General features: G+C 47.2%; 19 protein-coding genes. 3 read left to right on the top strand and 16 right to left on the bottom strand.

Annotation, left to right across the window (positions count from 1 at the left end):
* The first annotated feature begins 1 nt into the window (after position 1).
* From H8K52_RS12805 to H8K52_RS12795, 3 genes are read left to right on the top strand one after another with little or no spacing between them, the layout of a single operon-like run.
* The gene (locus tag H8K52_RS12805) at positions 2-604 is read left to right on the top strand and encodes a YceI family protein (protein ID WP_186923299.1); all 603 of its coding nucleotides are present in this window, start codon (positions 2-4) and stop codon (positions 602-604) included.
* A gap of 32 nt (positions 605-636) precedes the next feature.
* Positions 637-1,206, top strand: a complete 570-nt coding sequence (locus H8K52_RS12800) for a YceI family protein (protein WP_186923298.1) — start codon at positions 637-639, stop codon at positions 1,204-1,206.
* 55 nt (positions 1,207-1,261) lie between these two features.
* Positions 1,262-1,699, top strand: a complete 438-nt coding sequence (locus tag H8K52_RS12795; protein WP_246464502.1) for a MarR family winged helix-turn-helix transcriptional regulator — start codon at positions 1,262-1,264, stop codon at positions 1,697-1,699.
* Between the two features lie 142 nt (positions 1,700-1,841).
* Here H8K52_RS12795 and ftsZ read toward each other — a convergent pair whose 3' ends face one another.
* The 16 genes from ftsZ to H8K52_RS12715 all read right to left on the bottom strand — a co-directional run bounded on the left by ftsZ (position 1,842) and on the right by H8K52_RS12715 (position 22,233).
* A complete protein-coding gene (ftsZ, locus tag H8K52_RS12790; protein WP_186923359.1) occupies positions 1,842-3,038 on the bottom strand; it encodes a cell division protein FtsZ in 1,197 nt (398 codons plus the stop codon).
* A gap of 181 nt (positions 3,039-3,219) precedes the next feature.
* Entirely contained in the window at positions 3,220-4,452 is a 1,233-nt protein-coding gene (ftsA, locus tag H8K52_RS12785) for a cell division protein FtsA (protein ID WP_186923296.1), read from the bottom strand.
* Between the two features lie 116 nt (positions 4,453-4,568).
* Positions 4,569-5,342 (bottom strand): cell division protein FtsQ/DivIB, encoded by a 774-nt coding sequence (locus tag H8K52_RS12780; RefSeq protein ID WP_186923295.1) that lies wholly within the window; start codon positions 5,340-5,342, stop codon positions 4,569-4,571.
* A gap of 30 nt (positions 5,343-5,372) precedes the next feature.
* Positions 5,373-6,317: a D-alanine--D-alanine ligase gene (locus H8K52_RS12775; RefSeq protein WP_186923294.1), complete on the bottom strand. Its 945-nt coding sequence runs from the start codon at positions 6,315-6,317 to the stop codon at positions 5,373-5,375.
* A gap of 50 nt (positions 6,318-6,367) precedes the next feature.
* A complete protein-coding gene (gene murC, locus H8K52_RS12770) occupies positions 6,368-7,753 on the bottom strand; it encodes a UDP-N-acetylmuramate--L-alanine ligase (protein WP_186923293.1) in 1,386 nt (461 codons plus the stop codon).
* Between the two features lie 46 nt (positions 7,754-7,799).
* Positions 7,800-8,885 carry an undecaprenyldiphospho-muramoylpentapeptide beta-N-acetylglucosaminyltransferase gene (gene murG, locus H8K52_RS12765; RefSeq protein ID WP_186923358.1) on the bottom strand — a complete coding sequence of 362 codons (1,086 nt, stop codon included), beginning with the start codon at positions 8,883-8,885 and terminating at the stop codon, positions 7,800-7,802.
* A gap of 14 nt (positions 8,886-8,899) precedes the next feature.
* Positions 8,900-10,033 (bottom strand): putative lipid II flippase FtsW, encoded by a 1,134-nt coding sequence (gene ftsW, locus H8K52_RS12760; protein ID WP_246464519.1) that lies wholly within the window; start codon positions 10,031-10,033, stop codon positions 8,900-8,902.
* Positions 10,034-10,116: 83 nt separating this feature from the next.
* Positions 10,117-11,616, bottom strand: coding sequence for a UDP-N-acetylmuramoyl-L-alanine--D-glutamate ligase (gene murD / locus H8K52_RS12755; protein WP_186923357.1), 1,500 nt, complete (start codon positions 11,614-11,616; stop codon positions 10,117-10,119).
* Between the two features lie 37 nt (positions 11,617-11,653).
* Positions 11,654-12,823 (bottom strand): phospho-N-acetylmuramoyl-pentapeptide-transferase, encoded by a 1,170-nt coding sequence (gene mraY, locus H8K52_RS12750; protein ID WP_186923291.1) that lies wholly within the window; start codon positions 12,821-12,823, stop codon positions 11,654-11,656.
* A 32-nt stretch (positions 12,824-12,855) separates the two neighbouring features.
* On the bottom strand, positions 12,856-14,268 hold the full coding sequence (locus tag H8K52_RS12745) for a UDP-N-acetylmuramoyl-tripeptide--D-alanyl-D-alanine ligase (RefSeq protein ID WP_186923356.1): 1,413 nt from the start codon (positions 14,266-14,268) through the stop codon (positions 12,856-12,858).
* Positions 14,268-15,824, bottom strand: coding sequence for a UDP-N-acetylmuramoyl-L-alanyl-D-glutamate--2,6-diaminopimelate ligase (locus H8K52_RS12740; protein ID WP_186923290.1), 1,557 nt, complete (start codon positions 15,822-15,824; stop codon positions 14,268-14,270). Before H8K52_RS12740 ends, H8K52_RS12745 begins: the two co-directional genes overlap by 1 nt.
* Positions 15,824-17,587 carry a penicillin-binding transpeptidase domain-containing protein gene (locus H8K52_RS12735; protein ID WP_186923289.1) on the bottom strand — a complete coding sequence of 588 codons (1,764 nt, stop codon included), beginning with the start codon at positions 17,585-17,587 and terminating at the stop codon, positions 15,824-15,826. Before H8K52_RS12735 ends, H8K52_RS12740 begins: the two co-directional genes overlap by 1 nt.
* Positions 17,584-17,859, bottom strand: a complete 276-nt coding sequence (ftsL, locus tag H8K52_RS12730) for a cell division protein FtsL (RefSeq protein ID WP_186923288.1) — start codon at positions 17,857-17,859, stop codon at positions 17,584-17,586. The genes H8K52_RS12735 and ftsL overlap by 4 nt, the downstream gene beginning before the upstream one ends.
* A complete protein-coding gene (gene rsmH / locus H8K52_RS12725; protein ID WP_186923287.1) occupies positions 17,859-18,812 on the bottom strand; it encodes a 16S rRNA (cytosine(1402)-N(4))-methyltransferase RsmH in 954 nt (317 codons plus the stop codon). The genes ftsL and rsmH overlap by 1 nt, the downstream gene beginning before the upstream one ends.
* Positions 18,813-18,821: 9 nt before the next feature.
* The gene (gene mraZ, locus H8K52_RS12720; protein ID WP_186923286.1) at positions 18,822-19,250 is read right to left on the bottom strand and encodes a division/cell wall cluster transcriptional repressor MraZ; all 429 of its coding nucleotides are present in this window, start codon (positions 19,248-19,250) and stop codon (positions 18,822-18,824) included.
* 481 nt (positions 19,251-19,731) lie between these two features.
* Positions 19,732-22,233, bottom strand: coding sequence for a beta strand repeat-containing protein (locus H8K52_RS12715; RefSeq protein WP_186923285.1), 2,502 nt, complete (start codon positions 22,231-22,233; stop codon positions 19,732-19,734).
* Positions 22,234-22,479 lie beyond the last annotated feature (246 nt).

The following is a 22,479-nucleotide window of genomic DNA, read 5'->3' as shown; positions in this document are numbered from 1 at the left end:
GATGAAGAACCTGACGACCCCAACATTAAAAAGCATCGCTAAACTGAGTGCGCCGTTATGGCTAACATTAGGCATACTGAGCACCAATAGCTATGCTGCAAACTTAGTAGTTGATACATCGAAAAGCTCCGTACAAATTATCTTTAAGCAGATGAATGTACCAGTACCAGCACAATTTAAAAAATTCAATGCCAACATTGATTACAACAGCGCAAAACCAGAGAGTTCAAAAGCCTCGGTTGAGATTGATGCTAGTAGCTTAAATTTACCTGCACCAGAATACAACGCAGAAGTCTTGAAAAAAGAATGGTTCAACGCCGCACAATTCCCAAAGGCGAGCTTTGTGTCGACCGCGATGAAAGTGAGTAGCGCAGGCAAGCTCGATGTCAGCGGCAATCTCACCATCAAAGGAAAAACCATCGCAATCAGCTTTCCTCTGCTAATCAAAACTGCTGGAAAGTCCATTAGCTTTGAAGGTAGTCTGCCGATCAAACGTCTTGCTTTCAATATCGGCGAAGGTGAATGGAAAGACACCAGCATGATCGCCGATGAGGTCGTGATCAAATTCAATGTCGTCACCAATCAGCAGTCCCCCCAGCTGTAATCGTTTTACTTATTTTTCATAGGAGCTTCACCATGCAATTATCAAAATTCTTCGCCATCGCTTTATTCGCCGTTGCTGCACCAAGCTTTGCCCAAACTTACAAGATCGATCCGACTCACACTTATCCAAGTTTTGAAGCCGACCACAAAGGCATCTCATTCTGGCGTGGAAAGTTCACTAAGACTGAAGGCACAATTACCTTAGATCGCGCTGCAAAAACAGGCACTATGAACATCACCATCGATGCCAATTCCATCGATTTTGGTATGCAGAAAATGAATGATCATGCGAAGAACAAGGACATGTTCAATGTACCTCAATTCCCGACCATTACTTATGTTGGCAAATCCATGAAATTTGATGGCGACAAATTAGTCGCGGTGGAAGGTGAATTAACGCTACTTGGCGTCACTAAACCAGTAACCTTAACCGTGAATAAATTCAAGTGCATTCAAGACGGTATGACGAAAGTCGAAATTTGCGGCGCCGATGCTAGTGCCGAATTCAAGCGTACTGACTTTGGTATGAATTACGCGATCAATTGGGGCTTCTCTCCAGACGTAAAACTGGCAATTCAGGTCGAAGCTGCGAAGACAAACTAAACTACGTAGGCAAGGTGACTAACTTAAGTTTAGTCACCTTTTTAATCTGTATATCATGCTAGAAAAACGTTATTTACGCAGTATTCGACTCCTATCAGAGTGCATGCAATTGTTCGAAAAATTGTCTTCGAAGCGAGTCCGATCATTAGGCTTTACAGAGTCACAGTTCGATATTATTGCAACGCTGGGCAACACTCCTGGTATGACATGCAAAGAACTCGGCGAAAAGACATTGATCACTAAAGGCACATTAACCGGTGTGCTTGATCGCCTCGAAGCTAAAGGTTTAATTCAACGCGCACGAGGCGATGATCGTCGTCAACTCTTCATTAAATTAACCCCAGAAGGTGAAGCCCAATTCGCCAGCTCTTTTCCAGAAGTGGTTAAAGAAGGTAGGGAAAATTTTCGTGAATATCAAACCGAAGACTTCGAAGCATTAGAAGCGCAATTGACTAAACTCAAAACGAGTTTGAGCCGCCAACTGCCTGACTAACTCTCGAAATATCATCTGTGCAAACATCAACAGCATAAAAAAACGCCCGCTTCTTTTCAAAAGCGGGCGTTCTCATAGTGACGTCAAAACTGTAGTCTGCTTTTCAAGTCACATCAAATCACATAAACCAAAAACTAAATAATCAATCAGCCTGCTTGCGCAAGAATGCAGGAATATCGTAGGTTTCCATACCGTTCTTTTCTAAAGCACGTACTTGCTCAGTCGCTGAATGACGCCATACTGCAGGCTTGGTCAAGCTATCAAAACCAGCACTCACCGATGTTGTCGCCTTGCCTGTCGTTGTTGCCGCCACTGATGTTGCCATCATCATTGGCTCATCATTAGTACCCGTACGCAGCATTGGTGTTTGCACCAATTGAATATTCTTCTTGCCGCGGCCTAAGCCTGTTGCTACCACTGTTACACGAATCTCATCGCCCATGCTTTCATCGTAGGCGATACCTTGGGCAATCGATGCATCTGGCGCTGCGAAAGCGCGTACTGCTGACATCACTTCTTTAATCTCTTTACCTTTCAAACCGCGACTAGCTGTCACGTTCACCAACACGCCACGCGCGCCGGAAAGGTCGATGCCATCTAACAATGGTGAGGCAATTGCCTGCTCAGCGGCGATACGTGCGCGATCCACGCCAGATGCCGTCGCCGTTCCCATCATCGCTTTACCCTGCTCACCCATGATGGTTTTAACGTCGTTAAAATCGACGTTGATATGACCTGGTACATTGATGATTTCGGCGATACCCGCCACGGCGTTATTTAAGACATTATCGGCATGACCCAACCATTCGATCATGCTGTCGTCTTCATAGATTTCTTCAAGCTTTTCATTGAGGATGATGATCAATGAATCGACATGTTTAGACAAAGCTTCTAAACCTTCATCAGCGATATCCATGCATTTCTTACCTTCGTAAGAGAATGGTTTTGATACCACTGCGACAGTCAAGGCACCTTGTTCTTTTGCGATTTGTGCGAATACTGGTGCGGCGCCAGTGCCAGTACCACCACCCATACCTGCAGCGATAAACACCATATTGGCACCACGCAATGCGTCTTCAATACGCGTACGGGATTCTTCCGCTAATTGACGACCTACTTCAGGTTTCATACCAGCACCGAGACCTGTCTCGCCGATTTGAATCACATTGTGTGCACCAGATTGCGTCAGCGCCTGAGCATCGGTATTAGCAGCGATAAATTCGACGCCAGAAACACCTTTGTTAATCATGTGCTGAACCGCATTACCACCTGCGCCACCGACACCAACTACTTTAATTACTGTGCCCTGCGTAGCGTTATCGACCATATCGAACTCCATCATGAATCCCCCAAGTAGGCAGTTTTCAGTCGCTAATCCTCACCCTATGTGATGCCTAGCGAATGAAAACTGTATTTCGCAACATTATAAAATGATTGCAGCAAATTATTGTGAAAAATCTGCTGCAAATCGGCTCATTTCATCTATAAAGAAACACTATTTTCCAAAACAAAAATCAGAATTAAAAATTCCCTTGAAACCACTCCTTCATACGCTGCCAAACTGCACTCGCCGACCCTGCCTGACGCGTCACAATATTGCCTCGTAAGTACTGCTTCTTCGCTTCCAACAACAACCCTAAAACTGTGGCGTAACGCGGACTGCGCACTACGTCTGCTAGTTGACCAGAGTACGCCGGCATACCGATGCGAGCTGGTTTCAAAAAGATGTCTTCTGCCATTTCAACCATGCCTTGCATCGTTGAAGATCCACCAGTTAGCACGATGCCAGATGACAGCACATCTTCATAGCCTGATTCACGTACGACTTGATGTACCAACGCAAAAAGTTCTTCGACACGTGGCTCGATCACCGCGGCCAAAGCTTGGCGCGATAAAGATCGTGGACCACGATCGCCGAGACCTGGCACTTCCAAAGTATCAGCAGGATCCGCTAACACTTGCTTGGCAACGCCGAAACGGATTTTGATTTCTTCTGCTTCTGAAGTTGGTGTGCGCAAAGCCATCGCAATATCGTTGGTGATCTGATCACCAGCAATCGGAATCACGGCAGTGTGGCGAATCGAACCTTCACTAAACACCGCAACATCAGTGGTGCCGCCACCGATATCGATCAACACCACGCCCAACTCTTTTTCATCGTTGGTCAAAACCGCATCCGCCGAAGCCATCGGTTGCAAGATCAGATCAGACACTTCCAAACCGCAACGACGCACGCATTTAACGATGTTCTGCACCGCTGACACCGCACCGGTGACGATATGTACTTTGACTTCCAAACGAATACCGCTCATGCCTATCGGTTCGCGTACATCATCTTGACTATCGACGATAAATTCCTGTGGCAAGGTGTGCAGTAACTGCTGATCCGTCGGAATATTCACAGCCTTTGCCGTTTCAATCACGCGCGACACATCCGCCGCAGTCACTTCCTTATCCTTAATCGCTACCATCCCACTGGAATTAAAGCTACGAATATGACTACCGGCGATACCGGTGTACACCGTACGAATTTTGCAGTCCGCCATCAATTCGGCCTCTTCCAGTGCGCGTTGAATCGACTCTACCGTCGCTTCAATATTCACTACCACGCCTTTCTTCAAACCTTTGGACTCATGTTGCCCCAGACCGATCACCTCATGACGACCGTCAGGCATAACTTCAGCAACTACAGCCACAATTTTCGAGGTGCCGATATCAAGGCCAACGATCAGATTTTTCGCGTCTTTTGTCATAGTCTTCCACTTACTTTTATAAGGTACTCGTTACTGATATTGAACATCAATGTTAACGTCCATCAACCTCTATCAATATCAATTAAGTTCTGCTCATTTACAATTACATCCGCAGTCTATTTACTACCTAACTTTCGATTCAATCCAAATCCACTACCACTTGATTGCAAAGCTAGACCGTTTGGATAGCGCATATCCACGCTCACAATTCTGTCCTGCAATCGAGTCACTAATTGCGGGTAGACCTTGATCAATTGCTCTACCCTTCTTTTCAAAATACCTTGCTCTTGCACTTTGCCTAGCTCAACTCGCAAGCCATTATTTAACACCACACTCCACGCATATCGACTTGAGTACTCAACCGTCTCCGGCTCCAAGTTGATACTAGCAAACCAATTTTTAAATTGTCGATATTGCGCTATGACTTCCTTCTCACTACCTTCTGGTCCGACAAAGCCAACTAGTTGAGCATCTTCTTCAGCTTCCGCTAGGTTGGCGGTAAACACATCACCAGCCATCGAAATCAATCGCCCATCCTCGCCCCAGGTTCCCAGGACTTCATGTTCCTGCAAAGACACGATGAGCTTATTCGGCCAAACTCTTTGCACACTCGCTTTTCTCACCCAAGGCACAGATTCAAATGCTAGCCTGACTTGATCGAGATTAGCTGTAAAAAAATTACCACCAATTTTTGGTATTGCCTGATCCCGTATCGTCAACGCGTTCACATGGCGTAGATCACTTTTATTCTCACCCTCTACCCGCACGGTTTGCAAGGTAAATAATGGTCGTTGAATCACCCACCAAACACCCGATGCAACAAGGGCAAGCAACACCAAACCAAATAGGGCATTGGCGATAGCGTTAAGCAGCTTTGCGTCTTGCCACATAAAATCAGTTTCTACTTTCTACGCAAAAAATTATTCTGAATCAGACGCGGTTTTCAAACGCGCTGTCTTCAAAATTTCGATACAAACATCTTCATAACTCATGCCTGCCGCTTTCGCTGCCATCGGCACTAGAGAGTGACCCGTCATTCCAGGCGACGTATTAATTTCAATCAAAAATGGCTTGTTATCGCTAGCGCGCAGCAACACGTCAACGCGTGCCCATCCTTCACAATTCACCGCGCGATAAGCTTCTTCACACATGGTTTTAATTTCTTGTGTCAACGCTTCATCGATCGGTGCTGGGCAAAGATACTTTGTGTCGTCCGTAAAATATTTATTTTGATAATCGTAGTTACCATCTGGTGCAACAATTTCAATCAGTGGCAATGCGTAAGCACCAGGCCCGCGACCTAAAACAGCGACGGTCAACTCACGTCCTTGAATAAATTCTTCGGCCAAGACTTCTTCATCAAACTTTGCTGCCAATTGATACGCGGCAGGTAAAGCATCAGCGTTCGTTACTTTCGTGATGCCAATGGTTGAACCTTCATGCGGTGGTTTGACGATCAGCGGCAAACCTAATTGGTTGGCGACTTTGCTCAAATCCGTATTCGCATTTAGCACTGCATACTTGGGTGTGGTCAACGCGTGATATAACCAGATTTTTTTTGTAAAAATCTTGTCCATCGCTACCGATGACGCCATCACACCGCTGCCGGTATAAGGAATTCCTAACTGTTCCAACGCACCTTGCAAACTACCGTCTTCACCATAACGACCGTGCAGAGCAATGAACACGCGATCAAATTTTTCTGCGGCGAGCTCAGCCAAACTACGTTCAGCCGGATCAAAGCCGTGTGCATCTACGCCACGACTTTTCAGCGCATTCAATACGCCAGTGCCAGACATGATGGAAACTTCGCGCTCTGCTGAGCGACCACCGAATAACACACCAACTTTGCCGAGTTCTTTCATTTCGTATTCATCCAATTTAATAATTTATTCAGTGAATTTCTTTTATCTACTTATTTGCCCGCAAGTTTTCCAGGGACGGTACTAATAGAACCAGCGCCCATCACGATCAAGACATCACCATTCCGTAACATTTGTCGCAAAGCCTCTGGCATGTCTTGCATATTCTCTACAAAAATCGGTTCGACTTTGCCCAATACTCGCAATGCTCTGGTCATCGCACGTCCATCCGCTGCAACGATAGGGGCTTCACCTGCCGCATACACTTCCGCCAACACGACGGCATCGGCTGTCGACATGACTTTCACAAAATCTTCAAACAAATCGCGGGTGCGGGTATAACGATGCGGCTGAAATGCCAACACCAAACGACGACCTGGATAAGCACCACGCGCCGCGGCCAAGGTTGCAGCCATCTCTACCGGATGATGACCATAGTCATCGACCAAGGCAAAACTGCCACCATCGCTACCGATTGTAATTTCGCCATAACGTGTAAAGCGACGACCAACACCATTAAATTCACTTAATGCTTTTTGCGTCGCGCTATCTTCAACACCAACTTCACGTGCAATCGCAATCGCTGCGCAAGCATTTTGCACATTGTGCATACCAGGTTGATTCAAGCTAACCTGCATATCGGCATAACCATTTTGCACCACGGTGAAATGCATCTTGCCGTTAGCAGCGCTGGCGTTAATTGCGCGTACTTCCGCTTCTTCGTGGAAACCGTAAGTCACAATCGTTTTCGTGATTTCTGGCATGATTTCGCGAATATTTGGATCATCCATACACAACATGGCAACGCCATAAAATGGCAAACGCAAAGTGAAGTCCACGAATGCTTGTTTCAATTTCGCGAAGTCGTGATCATAAGTTTCCATATGATCGGCATCAATATTCGTAATGACTTCGATCACCGGCAACAAATTCAAAAACGAAGCATCCGATTCATCGGCTTCCGCGACGATGTATTGACCACTACCGAGCTTTGCATTGGCTCCCGCGCTATTGAGCAGTCCACCGATGACGAAGGTCGGATCTAAACCACCCTCGGCCAAAATGCTTGCGACCAAACTGGTGGTCGTGGTTTTACCATGCGTGCCAGCGATCGCAATCCCGCTTTTCAAGCGCATCAGTTCCGTCAACATCAATGCACGTGGCACGATAGGAATATGTTTCTCACGTGCGGCGATCACTTCTGGGTTATCCGCTTTCACGGCAGTTGAGGTCACGACCGCATCGGCGCCTTCGATATTTTCTGCTGCATGACCGACTGTGACTTTCGCACCCAAACTCGCCAAACGCTGTGATGCAGCATTACTACTCAAGTCAGATCCAGAAATCACATAGCCCAGATTCAATAGCACTTCGGCGATGCCGCTCATACCTGAGCCACCGATGCCGACAAAATGTAAGTGCTTGACTTTATGTTTCATAATTCTCTCGTTAACCCTAATTATTCTCTGCGTATTTTCTGCAAACTTATTGCGCTAAATCTTCTAATATTGTTGCAATCGTCTGATTCGCATCGCGCTTACCCATTTGATACGCTGCTTGCGCTAATTTTAAACAACGCTCACGCTGCATACTCTGAATCAATTCTGCCAATCGCTGCGCGGTCAATTCAGTTTGTGGCAAATGAATCGCACCACCAGCTTGACTCAACCACTCAGCATTCGCTTTTTGATGCGAGGTACTGGATGCCACCAAAGGCACTAACACACTAGCGACACCAACTGCGGTCAATTCCGACACCGTGATCGCACCAGCACGGCAAATCACCAAATCGGCATCAGCGTAGCGACGTGGCATGTCGTGAATAAAATCCAAAACTTCCGCTTGTACGTTTTGCGCCGCATAGCGTTGACGCAGCCCTTCCACATGTTGCTTACCAGATTGATGCGTGACAAGCGGACGCTGATCTTCTGGAATTAATGCAAGTGCATCAGGTACGGCTTCATTTAATACTCGCGCACCGAGACTTCCACCCACCACCAATATCTTCAACGGCCCTTGATGCTGTGCGTAACGTTCCTGCGGCATTGCTAATCCTGTGATCTCACGACGAATCGGATTGCCTGTGAATACAAATTTCTGCTCTTGCATCGGTGCATTTGAAGGCAAACCAAACATCAGTTTTTTTGCAAACAACTTCAAGGCTTTATTCGATAACAAGAGCGGCGCATCAGCATTCATCAATACCAAAGGTTTCCCCAGCAAAGCACTACTAACTCCACCTGGCACCGTGACATAGCCACCCATTCCCAACACCACATCAGGCTGACGCTTACTGACGATGCGTAGGCAGGAAAAAAAACTCGCTAGCAACTTAAACGCGCCACTAATGCTATGTCGAAGACCTTTACCGCGCAGCCCAGTAAAATCTAGTTGATCCATTGCGATTCCATGCTTGGCAACAATCTCACCTTCCATGCCCGTCTTGGTTCCTAACCACGACACGGTCCAACCACGTTGCTGCATTTCTGCTGCGATTGCCAGACCCGGGAAAATGTGACCACCAGTTCCTGCAGCCATGATCAGTAAATGTTTTTTCTTTTTTGCCGCCATTACATCTTTACTTGTCATATTCGTCCCCCACGCATCATCAAGCGATTTTCATAATCGATTCTGAGCAACAGGGTTAATCCTATACAGTTAATCAATACGCCACTACCGCCATAACTCATCAATGGCAATGTCAAACCTTTGGTAGGTAACAAGCCCAAATTGACGCCCATGTTGATGAAGGTTTGTATGCCTATCCATATACCGATGCCTTTGGCGGTCAAACCTGCGAAAGTCGCATCCAATACAATCGCCTGGCGTCCAATTTCAAAAGCCCGCTTGACGATCCAGTAAAACAAATAAATCACGACTGCCACACCAATAAAACCAAGTTCCTCGCCAATCACCGCCAATAAAAAATCCGTATGCGCTTCTGGCAAATAATGCAGTTTTTCCACACTCGCACCCAGGCCCACACCTAATATCTCACCACGCCCAAACGCAATCAGAGAGTGCGTTAATTGATAAGCTTTACCAAGGGCATTGTCTTCTTCAAACGGGTTCAAGTAAGCGAAAATTCGTTCACGACGCCATGGCGACAACAAAATAACTGAGGTAAAAATACCGACCAAAGCCGCCGCGATGCCACCAAACCAAATACCATTGATGCCACCTAAAAATAGAATCCCCATCGCGATACAAACAATCACACCAAACGCGCCAAGATCCGGCTCCAACAAGAGCAACAGTCCCAACACCGCCACCGTAATCATCATCGGCAAGAAGCCTTTGGTTAGCTTATGCATAAACTCTTGCTTACGCACCGTGTAATCCGCCGCATATAAAACCATGAACAACTTCATCATTTCGGAGGGCTGTACGTTGAAGACTTTTAATGATATCCAACGTTTCGCACCATTCACCCCTTTGCCTATGCCGGGTATCAGCACCAATACCAGCAACACTAAGGTGGCAACAAATAAGTAAGGCGCAAGTTTTTGCCAGTCCTCTACACGCAAACGAAAAACAATGAAACTCGCCAAAATTGACACCGTCACAAACATCGCCTGCCGAACTAAGAAATGATTATTCTTGTAGTTCGCATATTTCGGTGAATCGGGCAAAGATATCGAGGCGGAATACACCATCACCATGCCAAACACCATCAAAATCAAGGTCACCCACACCAAGGCTTGGTCATACTCCATCATCTTCGAACGCTGCACGAAATGCGTCGTGGTCTGGTTGCTACTAGACGCACGAAATGGGTTCAAATTGAGGAGTAGCTGTTTCATCAGCAAATTTCTCCGCGACTCAATGCAATTTCACGTACCGCGTCGACAAACACTTGTGCACGATGTGCATAATTTCTGAACATGTCCAAACTAGCGCAGGCTGGCGACAGTAAAACGATATCGCCCTCTTGCGCAATCTCACCTGCCTTTGCTACTGCGTTTTCCAAACTAGAGAAATTTTGCATCTCGACCGCAGTCACATTCAGAGCAGACTGAATTTCAGCGGCATCTTTGCCGATCAATAAGACAGATTTAACGTAGCGTGAAACTGGCGACGCTAGCGGGCTAAAATCCTGTCCTTTACCATCGCCGCCGGCGATTAAAATTATGCGTGGACTAGTGCTACCGCTCTCTTCGCCTAAGCCCTTAAGAGCAGCGACCGTTGCACCAACATTGGTGCCTTTACTGTCATCAAAATAATCAACGCCAGCGATGGTCGTGACCAACTCAACACGATGTGGCTCACCTTTGTATTCACGCAGCGCATGTAATAACGGTGCCAATGGAAGACCGATACCACGGCACAAGGCCAAGGCCGCGAGCGCATTACTGGCATTGTGCTGACCACGTATTTTTAAGGCATCGGCTGGCATTAAGCGCGTAATCGTCAATGCCATTTCCACCACTTCTTTTTTACGCTTACGGGATGATAGTTGTTCATCCTCATCGGCATTCGCGACTGCCAACCACGTCATTCCTTGATCATGCAATAAACCAAATTCAGCATCGTGCTGCGGCGCTTTACATGAAAAACTCAAAAAATGAGAATTAGGACGCTGCATTGCCATCACTTGTTCATCATCACGATTGAGAACTTGCAAAGTGTTGGCACCAAAAATCTTGGCTTTATCGGCACAATAATTTTTCATGTCACCGTGCCAATCCAAGTGATCTTGTGTCACGTTTAAAACAGTAGCGACATCAGGATTTAAACTGAGATTAGTATGCAATTGGAAGCTCGATAATTCCAACACCCAAACTTGCGGTAAGGTTTCACCGTCAATACATTCACATAAGACATCCAACATGGCGGGGCTGATATTGCCAGCGACTTTGACGCTAAGTCCTGCACGTGCGCACAGTTGACCTGTCAAACTAGTCACGGTCGTTTTGCCGTTAGTGCCTGTAATCGCAATGACTTTTGGTGCGTAATTATTTGACTCTTTGAGCTCAGCCAAAGCCTGGGCAAATAATTCCAACTCGCCCCAAACGGCGATGTCATTTTCTAGCGCAGCTTGCATGATGACTTGCAACTCACCATCTGGCGCCAAACCTGGACTGACCACGACCATATCAACACCATCGACATGTGCAGCTTGCAATTCACCACCACAAAACTCAGCTTCTGGTGCAAGTTCTTTCAAAGCAGATAAACGATCGGGATTGCTACGCGTATCGACCACACGCAGGCGCGCGCCGCAACGCTGCAACCAACGCGCCATCGCCAGACCAGATTCACCTAGCCCGACGATCAATACCTGCTTATCCGAAAACTTCATACTCATACCAAATTAACCAATCAGCTTAAAAGAACAATCAACGCAGCTTCAAAGAGGACAAACCTACCAACACCAACAGCATCGTAATAATCCAAAAACGCACGACCACTTGCGTTTCTTTCCAACCTTTTTGTTCAAAATGATGATGCAAAGGCGCCATCAAAAATAAGCGTTTACCGACACCATATTTTCTCTTGGTGAATTTGAAGTAGGTCACTTGCAACATCACCGAGAACGTCTCAACCACAAAGATGCCGCCCATAATGAATAACACGACTTCTTGACGCACAATCACCGCGACTGTACCAAGCGCACCACCTAAAGCGAGTGCACCAACGTCACCCATAAACACTTGCGCCGGATGTGCGTTAAACCAGAGAAATGCCAAACCCGCACCAGCCATCGCACCGCAGAAAATGAGCAGCTCACCCGCGCCTGGAATGTAGGGAATCAATAAATATTTTGAGTAACCAGCATGTCCTGTGAGGTAAGCAAAAATGCCCAATGCAGAACCAACCATAATCGTCGGCATAATAGCCAAACCATCTAGACCATCGGTCAAATTTACAGCATTACTCGTGCCGACAATCACGCAGAATGTCAGGGCGATAAAACCCCAAACGCCGAGCGGATAATTAAAGGTTTTAAAGAATGGGATAATCAAATCCGCCTTTGGGGGTAAGTCCATGCTAAAGCCAGACTGTACCCAAGCGAAGAACAACTCCATGACTTTAGTATTGGTCGGCGCGGATACCGAGAAAGCCAAATAGACCGCCGCCACAATACCGATCAAAGATTGCCAGAAAAATTTTTCACGCGACGCCATGCCGTTTGGATCGCGATACACGACTTTGCGATAATCATCAACCCAACCAATCGCACCGAATCCCAGGGTAACTATCAATACGACCCAGACGAAACGATTACTCAAATCTGACCATAACAAAGTCGAGATACCGATCGAGATCAACACCAAAGCACCACCCATCGTCGGTGTACCAGACTTAATCAGGTGTGTTTGTGGTCCATCAGTTCGCACAGCCTGACCAACTTTTAAACGTGTCAACATCCGAATCACAGCGGGACCAGCAATCAGACCGATCGAGATCGCCGTCATCGTCGCAAACACCGCACGGAAAGTAATGAATCCAAACACGCGGAAGAAACCGATGTCTTGTTTAAAAAGTTCTGCCAACCAAAGCAACATAATATTTTCCCTAAGTATTTTTTCTAATTGTTTTAATGTGTTCCTGATGCTGCTGCATTTACTACGGTGCCAGCTTCGGTATTCGCCGCACTCATCAAATGCGCAACGACACGTTCCATCTTCATAAAGCGAGAACCCTTGATCAGGATCGTATTACCACTACCACTTTGACTATCCAACTTCACCAACAAGCCAGCCAATTCGTCAAAGTGCTGCGCACCATTTCCGAAAGCGATCGTCGATGACTGTGCCAATGAACCCAAGGTGTACAAATGTTGGATGCCGTGCGCTTTGGCATATTGTCCAATCTCTTGATGAAAAGCCGCGCCATCAACACCGACCTCACCCATGTCGCCGAGCACCAAGGTGGTTTCTGCATTAGCGTTGGCTAAGACATCAATCGCTGCCTTTACAGAATCTGGATTAGCGTTGTAAGTGTCGTCTATCAAGCGCGCGCCTGCTGCCGCCTGCTTTAATTGCAAACGACCTGAAACCGGAGCGAATGCCTGCAAACCTTCAATAATTTTTGCAGCGGAGATACCAATCGCAGAGCAACAAGCGGCAGCAGCTAAGGCATTCAAGACATTATGCTGACCAGCAGCGGCTAGTCGCACCATGACAGTTTCGCCTTGAATCGACATCTGTATATCACTACCAAATTCTTGTGCAACAAAGCTGCCCGACACATCCGCTCTTCGTTCCGAATTTAAATCCAAACCAAACGTCAATGTTTTACGCTGGCCAGCAAATTCTTTCCAAATCGCAGTGTACGTATCGTTTGCAGGAAAGACCGCGACACCATCCCCAGGTAAGCCTTGAATCACGGCACCATTTTCAATCGCGACCGCTTCTACCGTTTGCATAAATTCTTGATGCTCACGCTGGGCATTGTTGACTAAGGCCACATTTGCTTGTGCAATTGCGCTCAATACCGCGATTTCACCAGGATGATTCATGCCTAGCTCAAATACTGCTGCTTGATGCTCGCCTTGCAAACGGAAAACAGTCAGCGGTACACCGATTTCATTGTTCAGATTTCCTTTGGTAGAAATCATGTGTTCGCTGCCATACTGTGCCAGCAAAATCGATGCGATCATCTCTTTCACGGTAGTCTTGCCATTGCTACCGGTTACCGCTATCACTGGCAGAGCAAATTGTTGACGCCAATAAGTCGCGATTTCCGCTAAAGCCAGTTTAGTATCAGGAACAATCAAGGCTGGAATTGGGAAGTCTGCTAGCACACGCTCTGCGATTACAGCAACGGCACCGGACTCTGCAACCATCGCCAGAAAATCGTGAGCATCAAAAGTCTCACCGCGCAAAGCAAGAAACACATTACCTTGTTCTATTTTGCGACTATCCGTACTCAAGCCAGCAAAATACGTATCGCCCGTGACGGTAGAATTCGCTACCACTTTCTGCAATTGACGTAGAGAAGTCCGTATCAAGATGACCTCCGCATCGAGCTATTCGTAGCCACTGTCGCCAATGCCAGCAGTGCATGTTCTTCATCGGAAAATGGCCATTTTTTACCATTAATATCTTGGTAGTTTTCATGGCCTTTACCAGCAATCAAAATGACGTCATTCGATGCCGCATGTTTGACCGCATACAAAATTGCACTAGCACGATCAACGATGGCATTTGGTGTACCGCTCATACCAGCGAGTATGTCTTGCAGGATTTTTTCTGGATCTTCGGTGCGTGGATTATCACTGGTCACCACCACGTGTTGCGCCATTTGGGCGATCTTCCCCATTTGTGGGCGCTTGCCAGGATCGCGATCACCACCACAGCCAAATACGCACCATAAATTTCCCTGACGCTCTTGCGCTACTTGCTGTAAAGCCTGCAAAGTTTTTTCTAAGGCGTCTGGCGTGTGCGCATAATCAACGACGACCATCGCCTTCCCGCTAGAGCCGAGTTGTTGCATACGACCTTGTACGGGGGTCAGTTTTTCTATAGTCGCAATCGCTCGTTCCCAAGTAATGCCTCTCATCAATAGCACGCCCAAAACGCCAAGCACATTGCTGACATTAAAACGCCCGATCATTTGTGTTTTGACGACACCGCTACCAAATGGTGAATCGACATGAAACTGTGTTCCGATATGTGTGGTCTTTAATTGTGAAGCACGCAGAGTCGGTATCGTAGAATCGACAACAGTATCAATGGCGTATGCCAGCAGCTTAAGCTCTGGTTGACTGATAGCTAAGCGCTGCAACAATGCCAAACCAAAAGCGTCATCTGCATTGATTACGCCGGCTTGCAAACCCTGCCAATGAAATAAAGCTTCTTTCGCCGCCGCATAAGCTTCCATCGTGCCGTGATAATCAAGATGGTCGCGGGTTAGATTCGTGAACAGTGCGACATCGACATGCAAGGCATTTAAGCGGCCTTGATGAATGCCAATCGAGGAGGCTTCAATCGCTAAACTCTTAGCGCCATTTTTTTTCAACTTCGCTAAACGCGCCTGCAATTGCAATGCATCAGGTGTGGTAAATCCCGTTTCTTGCAGCTGATTTATTACGCCATCGCGATAGTTGCCTACCCCCAGAGTGCCGATGACTGCTGCTGGTGTACCTTGCATAGACAAGGCCTTCGCTATCCATTGTGAGCAAGAGGTTTTGCCATTGGTGCCAGTGACCGCAACGCTAAACATACCTTGATCTGGCGTGTCATACCATTGGTTGGCGATCGCTCCCAATAAATCAATTAAACCAGTCACCACTAAGTGCGGAACACTGATATCTTGTACCTTAGTCGCAGCATTTTTTTCATATACAATCGCAGCTACCCCGCGTTCAATTGCATTCTGAATAAACGCACGACCGTCTCCTTTGCCGCCCGTAATTGGGAAAGCAAAAAAAACATCGCCAGCTTGAATCTCGCGAGAATCAGAACTTAATTGCGCCTCAGGTGCATGTTGCTTTAACCATTGAACAATCGAAGTCACCGTATTGGCTACCAATGCTTTATCTTTATTATCTAATTCACTCATTACAAACTCTCCTGTACGCTAGGTTCAGGAATGATATTCATCACCGAAGAATCGGGAACCACGTTCATAGAACGTAAAACATTCGCTGTGATCGCAGCGAACACTGGGCCGGCGACGGAGCCACCGTAGTAGACACCACCACTAGGCTCATCAATCATCACCGCAACAATAATGCGTGGATTCGATACTGGCGCAAAGCCAACGAAATCACCGATGTACTTATTCACGTATTTACCATGCTCAATTTTGTGTGCAGTACCGGTTTTACCTGCAACCCGATATCCAGGCACGCGTGCTTGTGTAGCAGTGCCACCTGGCTGCGTTACACTCTCTAGCATTTCACGCATTTGCATGGCAGTTTTTTCTGAGATCACGCGGGTGCCAACAGGCATTGCGGTTGACTGTTGGAAAGTCAAAGGAATCATGTCGCCCTTGCGCGCAAAAATCATATAGGCACGAGCGATTTGTAACAGCGACACTGACAAACCGTGGCCGTAACTCATGGTCGCTTGCTCAATTGGCTTCCAGGTTTTGTAATTGCGCATGCGTCCCGCTACTGCGCCTGGAAACCCAATATTCGGTTGCTGCCCAAAACCCAATGTGGCAAACATTTCCCACATTTCTTGTGGTGGCATTTGCAAGGCCATTTTTGCTGTGCCGATATTCGACGATTTTTGAATGACACCGGCAACGGTCAAGGTTCCCTGTTTGTGAGCATCATGAATCGTGGCAGATCCGATAGTCATATGACCCGGTGCTGTTTCTATTAGTGTTTCCGGTTTAACTCTGCCAGTATCCAGTGCCAAGGCAACCGGAAAAGGTTTCATGGTAGAACCAGGCTCAAAAGTATCAGTAATCACGCGATTACGTAACTGCGCACCGGTTAATACTGAGCGATCATTCGGGTTATAAGTCGGCAAATTCACCAGAGCTAAAATCTCGCCGGTTTGCACATTCAATACCACGGCACCGCCTGCTTTTGCTTTAAATTTTTCGACCGCATCTTTCAAATGCGTATACGCGATGTATTGAATTTTGCTGTCGACAGACAGTTTCATATCTTTACCATCATGCGGTGGACGCACCGATTCGATATCTTCAACTACGCGACCAAGACGGTCCTTAATCACACGACGACTGCCTGTTTTACCGGCTAGGTTTTTTTCTGAGGCTAACTCAATACCCTCTTGTCCTTTATCTTCAACATTCGTAAAGCCGACGACGTGTGCCATGACTTCACCTTCGGGATAGAAACGTTTGTATTCTTTTTCTGTCTTCACACCCGGAATGTTGAGGGCCAATACTTTATCGACCAAAGCCTGCTCTGCCTGACGTTTGAGATACACAAACTGTCTATCCAACACCAATTTTTTACGCAATTCAAGCTCGCTCATATCTAATAGTGCCGCGAGTTGTGCGATCTTTTCTGCAGGTGCTTCGAGGACACTTTCTGAACTTGCCCAGATAGCTTTGACTGGCACGGACGACGCCAAGACCTGACCGTGTCTGTCGATAATTTTGCCACGTGTGGCGGACAGCTCTAATGTGCGCGCATAACGACTCGCGCCTTGTTTTTGCAAGAATTCAGTGGACATCCCTTGCAACCAAAGTGCGCGCGCGATCAAAGCGACAAAGGCGGCAAACAAGAAAAACAATACTAACCGTGAGCGCCACACTGGCAGCTTTACCGCCAACACCGGGCTGGAAGAAAAGGAAACGCCTTTACCCGCTGCAGTACGCGATGAATGCGAGGCTCGAGTCACTTGACCACCTCGGCTGATAGATATTGTGTGCGATCAGGCGTAACGTGAACCATGCCTAATTCTTTGGAAGCAACAGCTTCGATGCGAGCATGTTTGCCGAATGTCGATTGATCTAATTTGAGCTGTGTCCACTCGATTTCATATTGCTGACTCAATGTTTGGGCACGCTCAATCTCAATGAATAAGCGACGAGCCTGATACTGCGAATTAATTAAAGACAAGGCAGAAATCACCAACAACAAGCCGAGTAATAAATTCAGACGCGTACTCATTAGATCGCTCCAATCCGTTCTGCAACGCGCATGATTGCGGAGCGGGCACGAGGATTACGCAAAATTTCTTCTTCAGTTGGTTTCATGCGCGAAATCAACCGCATTTGCGGCTTGGGCAAATCGATATCACGAATCGGCAAACGTCTATCTGGTTGTGCTACTTTGACCTTGGAGGCAAAAAACTGTTTGACGATGCGATCCTCCAATGAATGAAAACTGATCACCGCCATGCGCGCATCAGGTGCTAGGCTGTCATAAGCGCCGACTAAACCGATCTCGAGGTCTTCAAGCTCTTTATTGATGAAAATCCGTATAGCTTGAAAGGTGCGAGTTGCCGGGTCTTTGCCCTTCTCGCGAGTTTTGACGGCGTGTGCGACGAGTTCGGCAAGCTGCCGAGTACTTGAAATGGACTCGCTCGCCCGGCGAGCAACAATCGCCTTTGCAATCTGAAAAGCAAACCGTTCTTCCCCATAATTTTCTATAACCTCTCTAATTTTTTGTTCATCTTCATGCGCCAACCACTCCGCTGCCGAGATACCACGCGTGGTATCCATGCGCATATCCAAAGGCCCATCATTTCTAAAACTAAAACCCCGCTCCGCATCGTCCACTTGCGGCGATGAAATACCGAGGTCCATCAAAACACCATCAACCTGTGTAATGCCTAAATGTGCCAACTCCGCGCGCATATCAGCAAAGCTTTCATGCACGATAGAAAAACGTGGGTCATTAATTTGCTCCGCATTAGCGATTGCATACGGATCTTTATCAAAGGCGATCAAGCGACCTTGTGGTCCCAGTTGACTCAGTATTTTTCGACTATGGCCTCCACGGCCAAACGTGCCATCAACATACACACCATTTACACGCGTGCCTTGGATGTCGAGTGCTTCAATAGCCTCGTCTAGCAACACCGTATGGTGAATCAGTTCTCCAGGAGTCATAACAGTCATGATGTGCTATCAGAAGGAGAAATTACTTAAAGCGTCGGGCATACCATCAGCAATTGCCTTGGCTTCATTTTCGGCTAGCTTGTTGGCATCCCAGATTTCGAAATGCGAACCCATGCCCAAGACCATCACATCGCGCTGCATGCCGACTGCGTTGCGCAGTTCCGGTGCGACGAGGATGCGGCCATTGCCATCCATTTCCACATCACAGGCATTACCCAGCAAGATTCGTTGATAGGCGCGCGCCGCCATAGGCCAAGCAGCGATTTGTTCGCGATGCGACTCCCAAGTTGGACGTGGAAATAGCAACAAACAGCCGTCGGGATGACGAGTCAAGGTGACGCGACCTTCGCACTGCACATTCAAGGCGTCACGGTGCTTAGCAGGAATTGACATCCTACCTTTGGCATCGAGATTGAGTGCAGAGGCGCCTTGGAACACTGGATAACCCTAAATTTGAATTCATTGGAGAAAAAACGGAGTGATTTTTTTGGTCAATTTGCACCACAAAAAAACACTTTTTCACACTTTTCCCCACTTTAGAGGATCACTTGAGCATGGTCAAGCGAATTCACACAGGAAAATGCGAAATTATTGAATAAAGTCAATGACTTAGCGCACATACTTAAAACAGCACGAAGAAGAATATCTCAATAAATTAGAGACTTACGGAAGATAGTGAAAGTAGGACATTACATATACCCATGTGTTTAACTGGGTAGACTAAGGAAAGTCGGCCGACAAAAAATGCGACAACAGCCGCAGAGGGTGGGACTCAAACAATCAGGAGGAATAAAAAAAGACCGGCAATCAATACCGGTCTTTTTCTGCACTACTCAGCACTACTCAGCACTACTCAGCACTACTCAGCACAATTTAGCACTACTTAGAATATATGCGGTCAATCAAACTAAGTACCGTTTTAATTACAAAATGGCGGCGTGACGCCATCACCTCGACCATTATCCTTAATTGTCATAATCGAGGTCGCGGCTGCGCCGAGGCTGTCGAGTACGGTGATCGTAACGTCAAAGGTTCCAAAAAGAATACGCTTCCCATCGGTATCAATCGCTGTGAAACAACGGTCACCATTAGTCCCGGGAGCGACACTTAACACGCTACCAACCACACTGACGCGAGACAAGCGTTCATCGCTGGTATAGGCGCGATATGGGGGTGTGCCACCAAAAATATTCAAATTCACCGTTGCCGTACTATCTTCGCCGATCAGGAAAGGATTCGGTGACAAACGCAGCGATGTGTTAATTTGGCTAGCGGTCAAACTAAAGGCCTTGATCTGACCTAAAGCGTCAGTAATTGTCACAACAGTGCTACCAACATTGAGCAAATTAGCGGTAAAGCTACCACCATTGGTCGGCACTGGGCTAGGCGTCACAGAGGCAATACTCGGGTTATTCACAGTGATGGTGTAAGGCGGCGTGCCAGAACTAATCAAGAATTGCAAAGCATCACCCACATTGCCACCAGCGCCGTCTGGCTGCACATTGACCAAGGAAGGCGTACCTGGACTGACCGTGAGAGTAATGGCTTTGAGCTGCCCCAACGCATCAATGATCGTGACCGTAGTAATACCTTCATTGAGCAAAGTTGCATTAAAACTGCCGCCACTGGCATTCACAGTGAGTGGAGAAACGGTGGCGATCCCAGGATTATTCACAGTAATGGCATAGGGCGGCTTACCGGCACTAAGCAAAAATTGCAAAATATTCCCGACTTTACCACTTGCGCCATTCGGCTGCACATCGATCGGTGTTGAGTTTGTGTTGGTGACGGTCACATTGATCGTCACCGATGCGCCGCTACTATCAAACACGGTGATCGACGCACTGCCCGCTGAGATTGGTGTAATTTCTAAACGACTTCCATTGACTGTGGCACGCGCCACACCCACATTACTGCTACTGACAATATACGGCGCACTGCCGCCACCAATAACATAACTATCGGAGACGCCGATGGGTAAAGTTAAGACATCGCCCGCAGTCGTAAATAGATTGATATTGCTGTCACTGGCACTGACCGTAACAGAAAAATTCACTGAATTGCCGGTAGCATCAAACACGCTAACGGCAGCGGAACCAACTGCCACGCTCGTCACACTGAAAGTCGTTGATGATGCACCCATGCTCACTGTCGCCACACGGGTATTGCTACTGGTGACCGTATAAGGTGACTTGCCACCACCGATGATATAGGTGTTAGACGCCGCTTTTGGCATGATCACACCAGTACCCGCAGTAGTATAGAGCGGGGTAGGATTGGCGTTACCACTCCCCACTGTGAGCTCGATAGATACTTTAGTGCCAGTGGCATCGAATACCAGAATTTGTGCCTCACCCTCACGCAGCGCATCCACCGTCACGGCATTGCTGAGCGCATTCAAACTCGCATTCGCTACCGTAGTATTGCTACTGCTAACAATATAAGGAGCAGTACCACCGCCCAGGCTATAAGTCGATTTAGCGCCTATCGCCATCGTAACCGAAGACGGCGCGGCTAGATAAAATGGCGTTGCAATCCCGGTAGGATCAACAACGACTGTGGTACTCACGGAAGCACCACTGGCGTCGAACAATGTAATTTGTGCAGAACCTTTACTGATTCCCTTAACACTGACAGCATTACCACTCAATGTGACAGTAGCGACGCTTTGGTTATTGCTACTTGCAAGATAAGGTCCGACACCACCGCTAACAATATAATCCTGGGTCTCAGCGACTTTCAAACTGATGGTGCCTGCTGCGCTGACAAATAATGGCATCGCCGCACTCCCATTACCAACCGTGACATTCAAACTCACGGCGTCACCTTTGCTATCAAGAACAATGATTTGGGCTACCCCAGATTTAATCCCGGAAATAATAAAACTGTTACCATTAATCCCAACAGCTGCAACACTGGGATTACTGCTGCTCACGAAATAGCCAGGCTTACCACCTGCAATGGTGTAGCTACCGGACAAACCTGCTGCGAGTGTCAAGTCTTTAGGAGCCGTAACGAACAAACTCACGCTTCCCCCACCATCTCCAACGGTGACATTCAAACCTAATTGTGTACCGGTCGCATCACTGATCACAACTTGCGCTGTACCATTCTGCAAACCCTTGAGACTCAATACTGTACCTTTGACTTCCACACTCAGGACATTGACACTACTACTGCTTGCCTTATAGGTCGCGGTACCCCCACCGATGTCGTAATTTACACTAGCGCCGACCGCCAGATTGATGCTGCCAGGGGCGGTGGTATAGAGTGCCCTGCCGGTTGGCGTTCCAACTGTACCAGCACCACCGCCGCACCCACTCAGCCCTAATATCATCAAAATTAAACACAAGCAGACGGACGCCGATTGCATAACACGCGAGAATTTTGCCATCGGATTGCAGATAATTTCAGTAGCCATGATGATCCAAAGAAGAGTTACAGCGAATTAGGTGAACGGTTTGGTAAAAAATTTGTCCAATGAGGCCATGTGTTTCTGTTCTTATTTCAGTTTTTAGCCTAAAAATTCTCAAAATGAAAAAACAAATCGATGACCCGCAAACAGTATTTTGCATGAATCCCCGCACTTAGTTAGAAATATTTCGAAGAAGAAACAACAAGGCTTTGCTAAAAACCAGTAAAACCAGAGATTAGTGCGTATGCTTGG

Origin of the sequence: Affinundibacterium seohonense, assembly GCF_014284305.1 — a bacterium.
Lineage (GTDB): Bacteria > Pseudomonadota > Gammaproteobacteria > Burkholderiales > Burkholderiaceae_D > Undibacterium > Undibacterium seohonense.
The sequence above is the reverse complement of the archived record's forward strand: the minus strand, read 5'-3'. Positions and strand labels throughout refer to the sequence as shown.

Excerpts from the sequence above, each read along its gene's own strand:
- H8K52_RS12775 (WP_186923294.1), bottom strand. The coding sequence starts at position 6,317 with ATGAAAGAACTCGGCAAAGTTGGTGTGTTATTCGGTGGTCGCTCAGCA.
- H8K52_RS12715 (WP_186923285.1), bottom strand. The coding sequence starts at position 22,233 with ATGGCTACTGAAATTATCTGCAATCCGATGGCAAAATTCTCGCGTGTT.
- ftsW (WP_246464519.1), bottom strand. The coding sequence starts at position 10,033 with ATGATGGAGTATGACCAAGCCTTGGTGTGGGTGACCTTGATTTTGATG.
- H8K52_RS12740 (WP_186923290.1), bottom strand. The coding sequence starts at position 15,824 with ATGAGTGAATTAGATAATAAAGATAAAGCATTGGTAGCCAATACGGTG.
- H8K52_RS12800 (WP_186923298.1), top strand. The coding sequence starts at position 637 with ATGCAATTATCAAAATTCTTCGCCATCGCTTTATTCGCCGTTGCTGCA.
- ftsA (WP_186923296.1), bottom strand. The coding sequence starts at position 4,452 with ATGACAAAAGACGCGAAAAATCTGATCGTTGGCCTTGATATCGGCACC.
- murC (WP_186923293.1), bottom strand. The coding sequence starts at position 7,753 with ATGAAACATAAAGTCAAGCACTTACATTTTGTCGGCATCGGTGGCTCA.
- ftsL (WP_186923288.1), bottom strand. The coding sequence starts at position 17,859 with ATGAGTACGCGTCTGAATTTATTACTCGGCTTGTTGTTGGTGATTTCT.
- H8K52_RS12805 (WP_186923299.1), top strand. The coding sequence starts at position 2 with ATGAAGAACCTGACGACCCCAACATTAAAAAGCATCGCTAAACTGAGT.
- murD (WP_186923357.1), bottom strand. The coding sequence starts at position 11,616 with ATGAAGTTTTCGGATAAGCAGGTATTGATCGTCGGGCTAGGTGAATCT.
- H8K52_RS12795 (WP_246464502.1), top strand. The coding sequence starts at position 1,262 with ATGCTAGAAAAACGTTATTTACGCAGTATTCGACTCCTATCAGAGTGC.
- murG (WP_186923358.1), bottom strand. The coding sequence starts at position 8,885 with ATGGCGGCAAAAAAGAAAAAACATTTACTGATCATGGCTGCAGGAACT.
- mraY (WP_186923291.1), bottom strand. The coding sequence starts at position 12,823 with ATGTTGCTTTGGTTGGCAGAACTTTTTAAACAAGACATCGGTTTCTTC.
- H8K52_RS12780 (WP_186923295.1), bottom strand. The coding sequence starts at position 5,342 with ATGTGGCAAGACGCAAAGCTGCTTAACGCTATCGCCAATGCCCTATTT.
- ftsZ (WP_186923359.1), bottom strand. The coding sequence starts at position 3,038 with ATGGAGTTCGATATGGTCGATAACGCTACGCAGGGCACAGTAATTAAA.
- rsmH (WP_186923287.1), bottom strand. The coding sequence starts at position 18,812 with ATGACTGTTATGACTCCTGGAGAACTGATTCACCATACGGTGTTGCTA.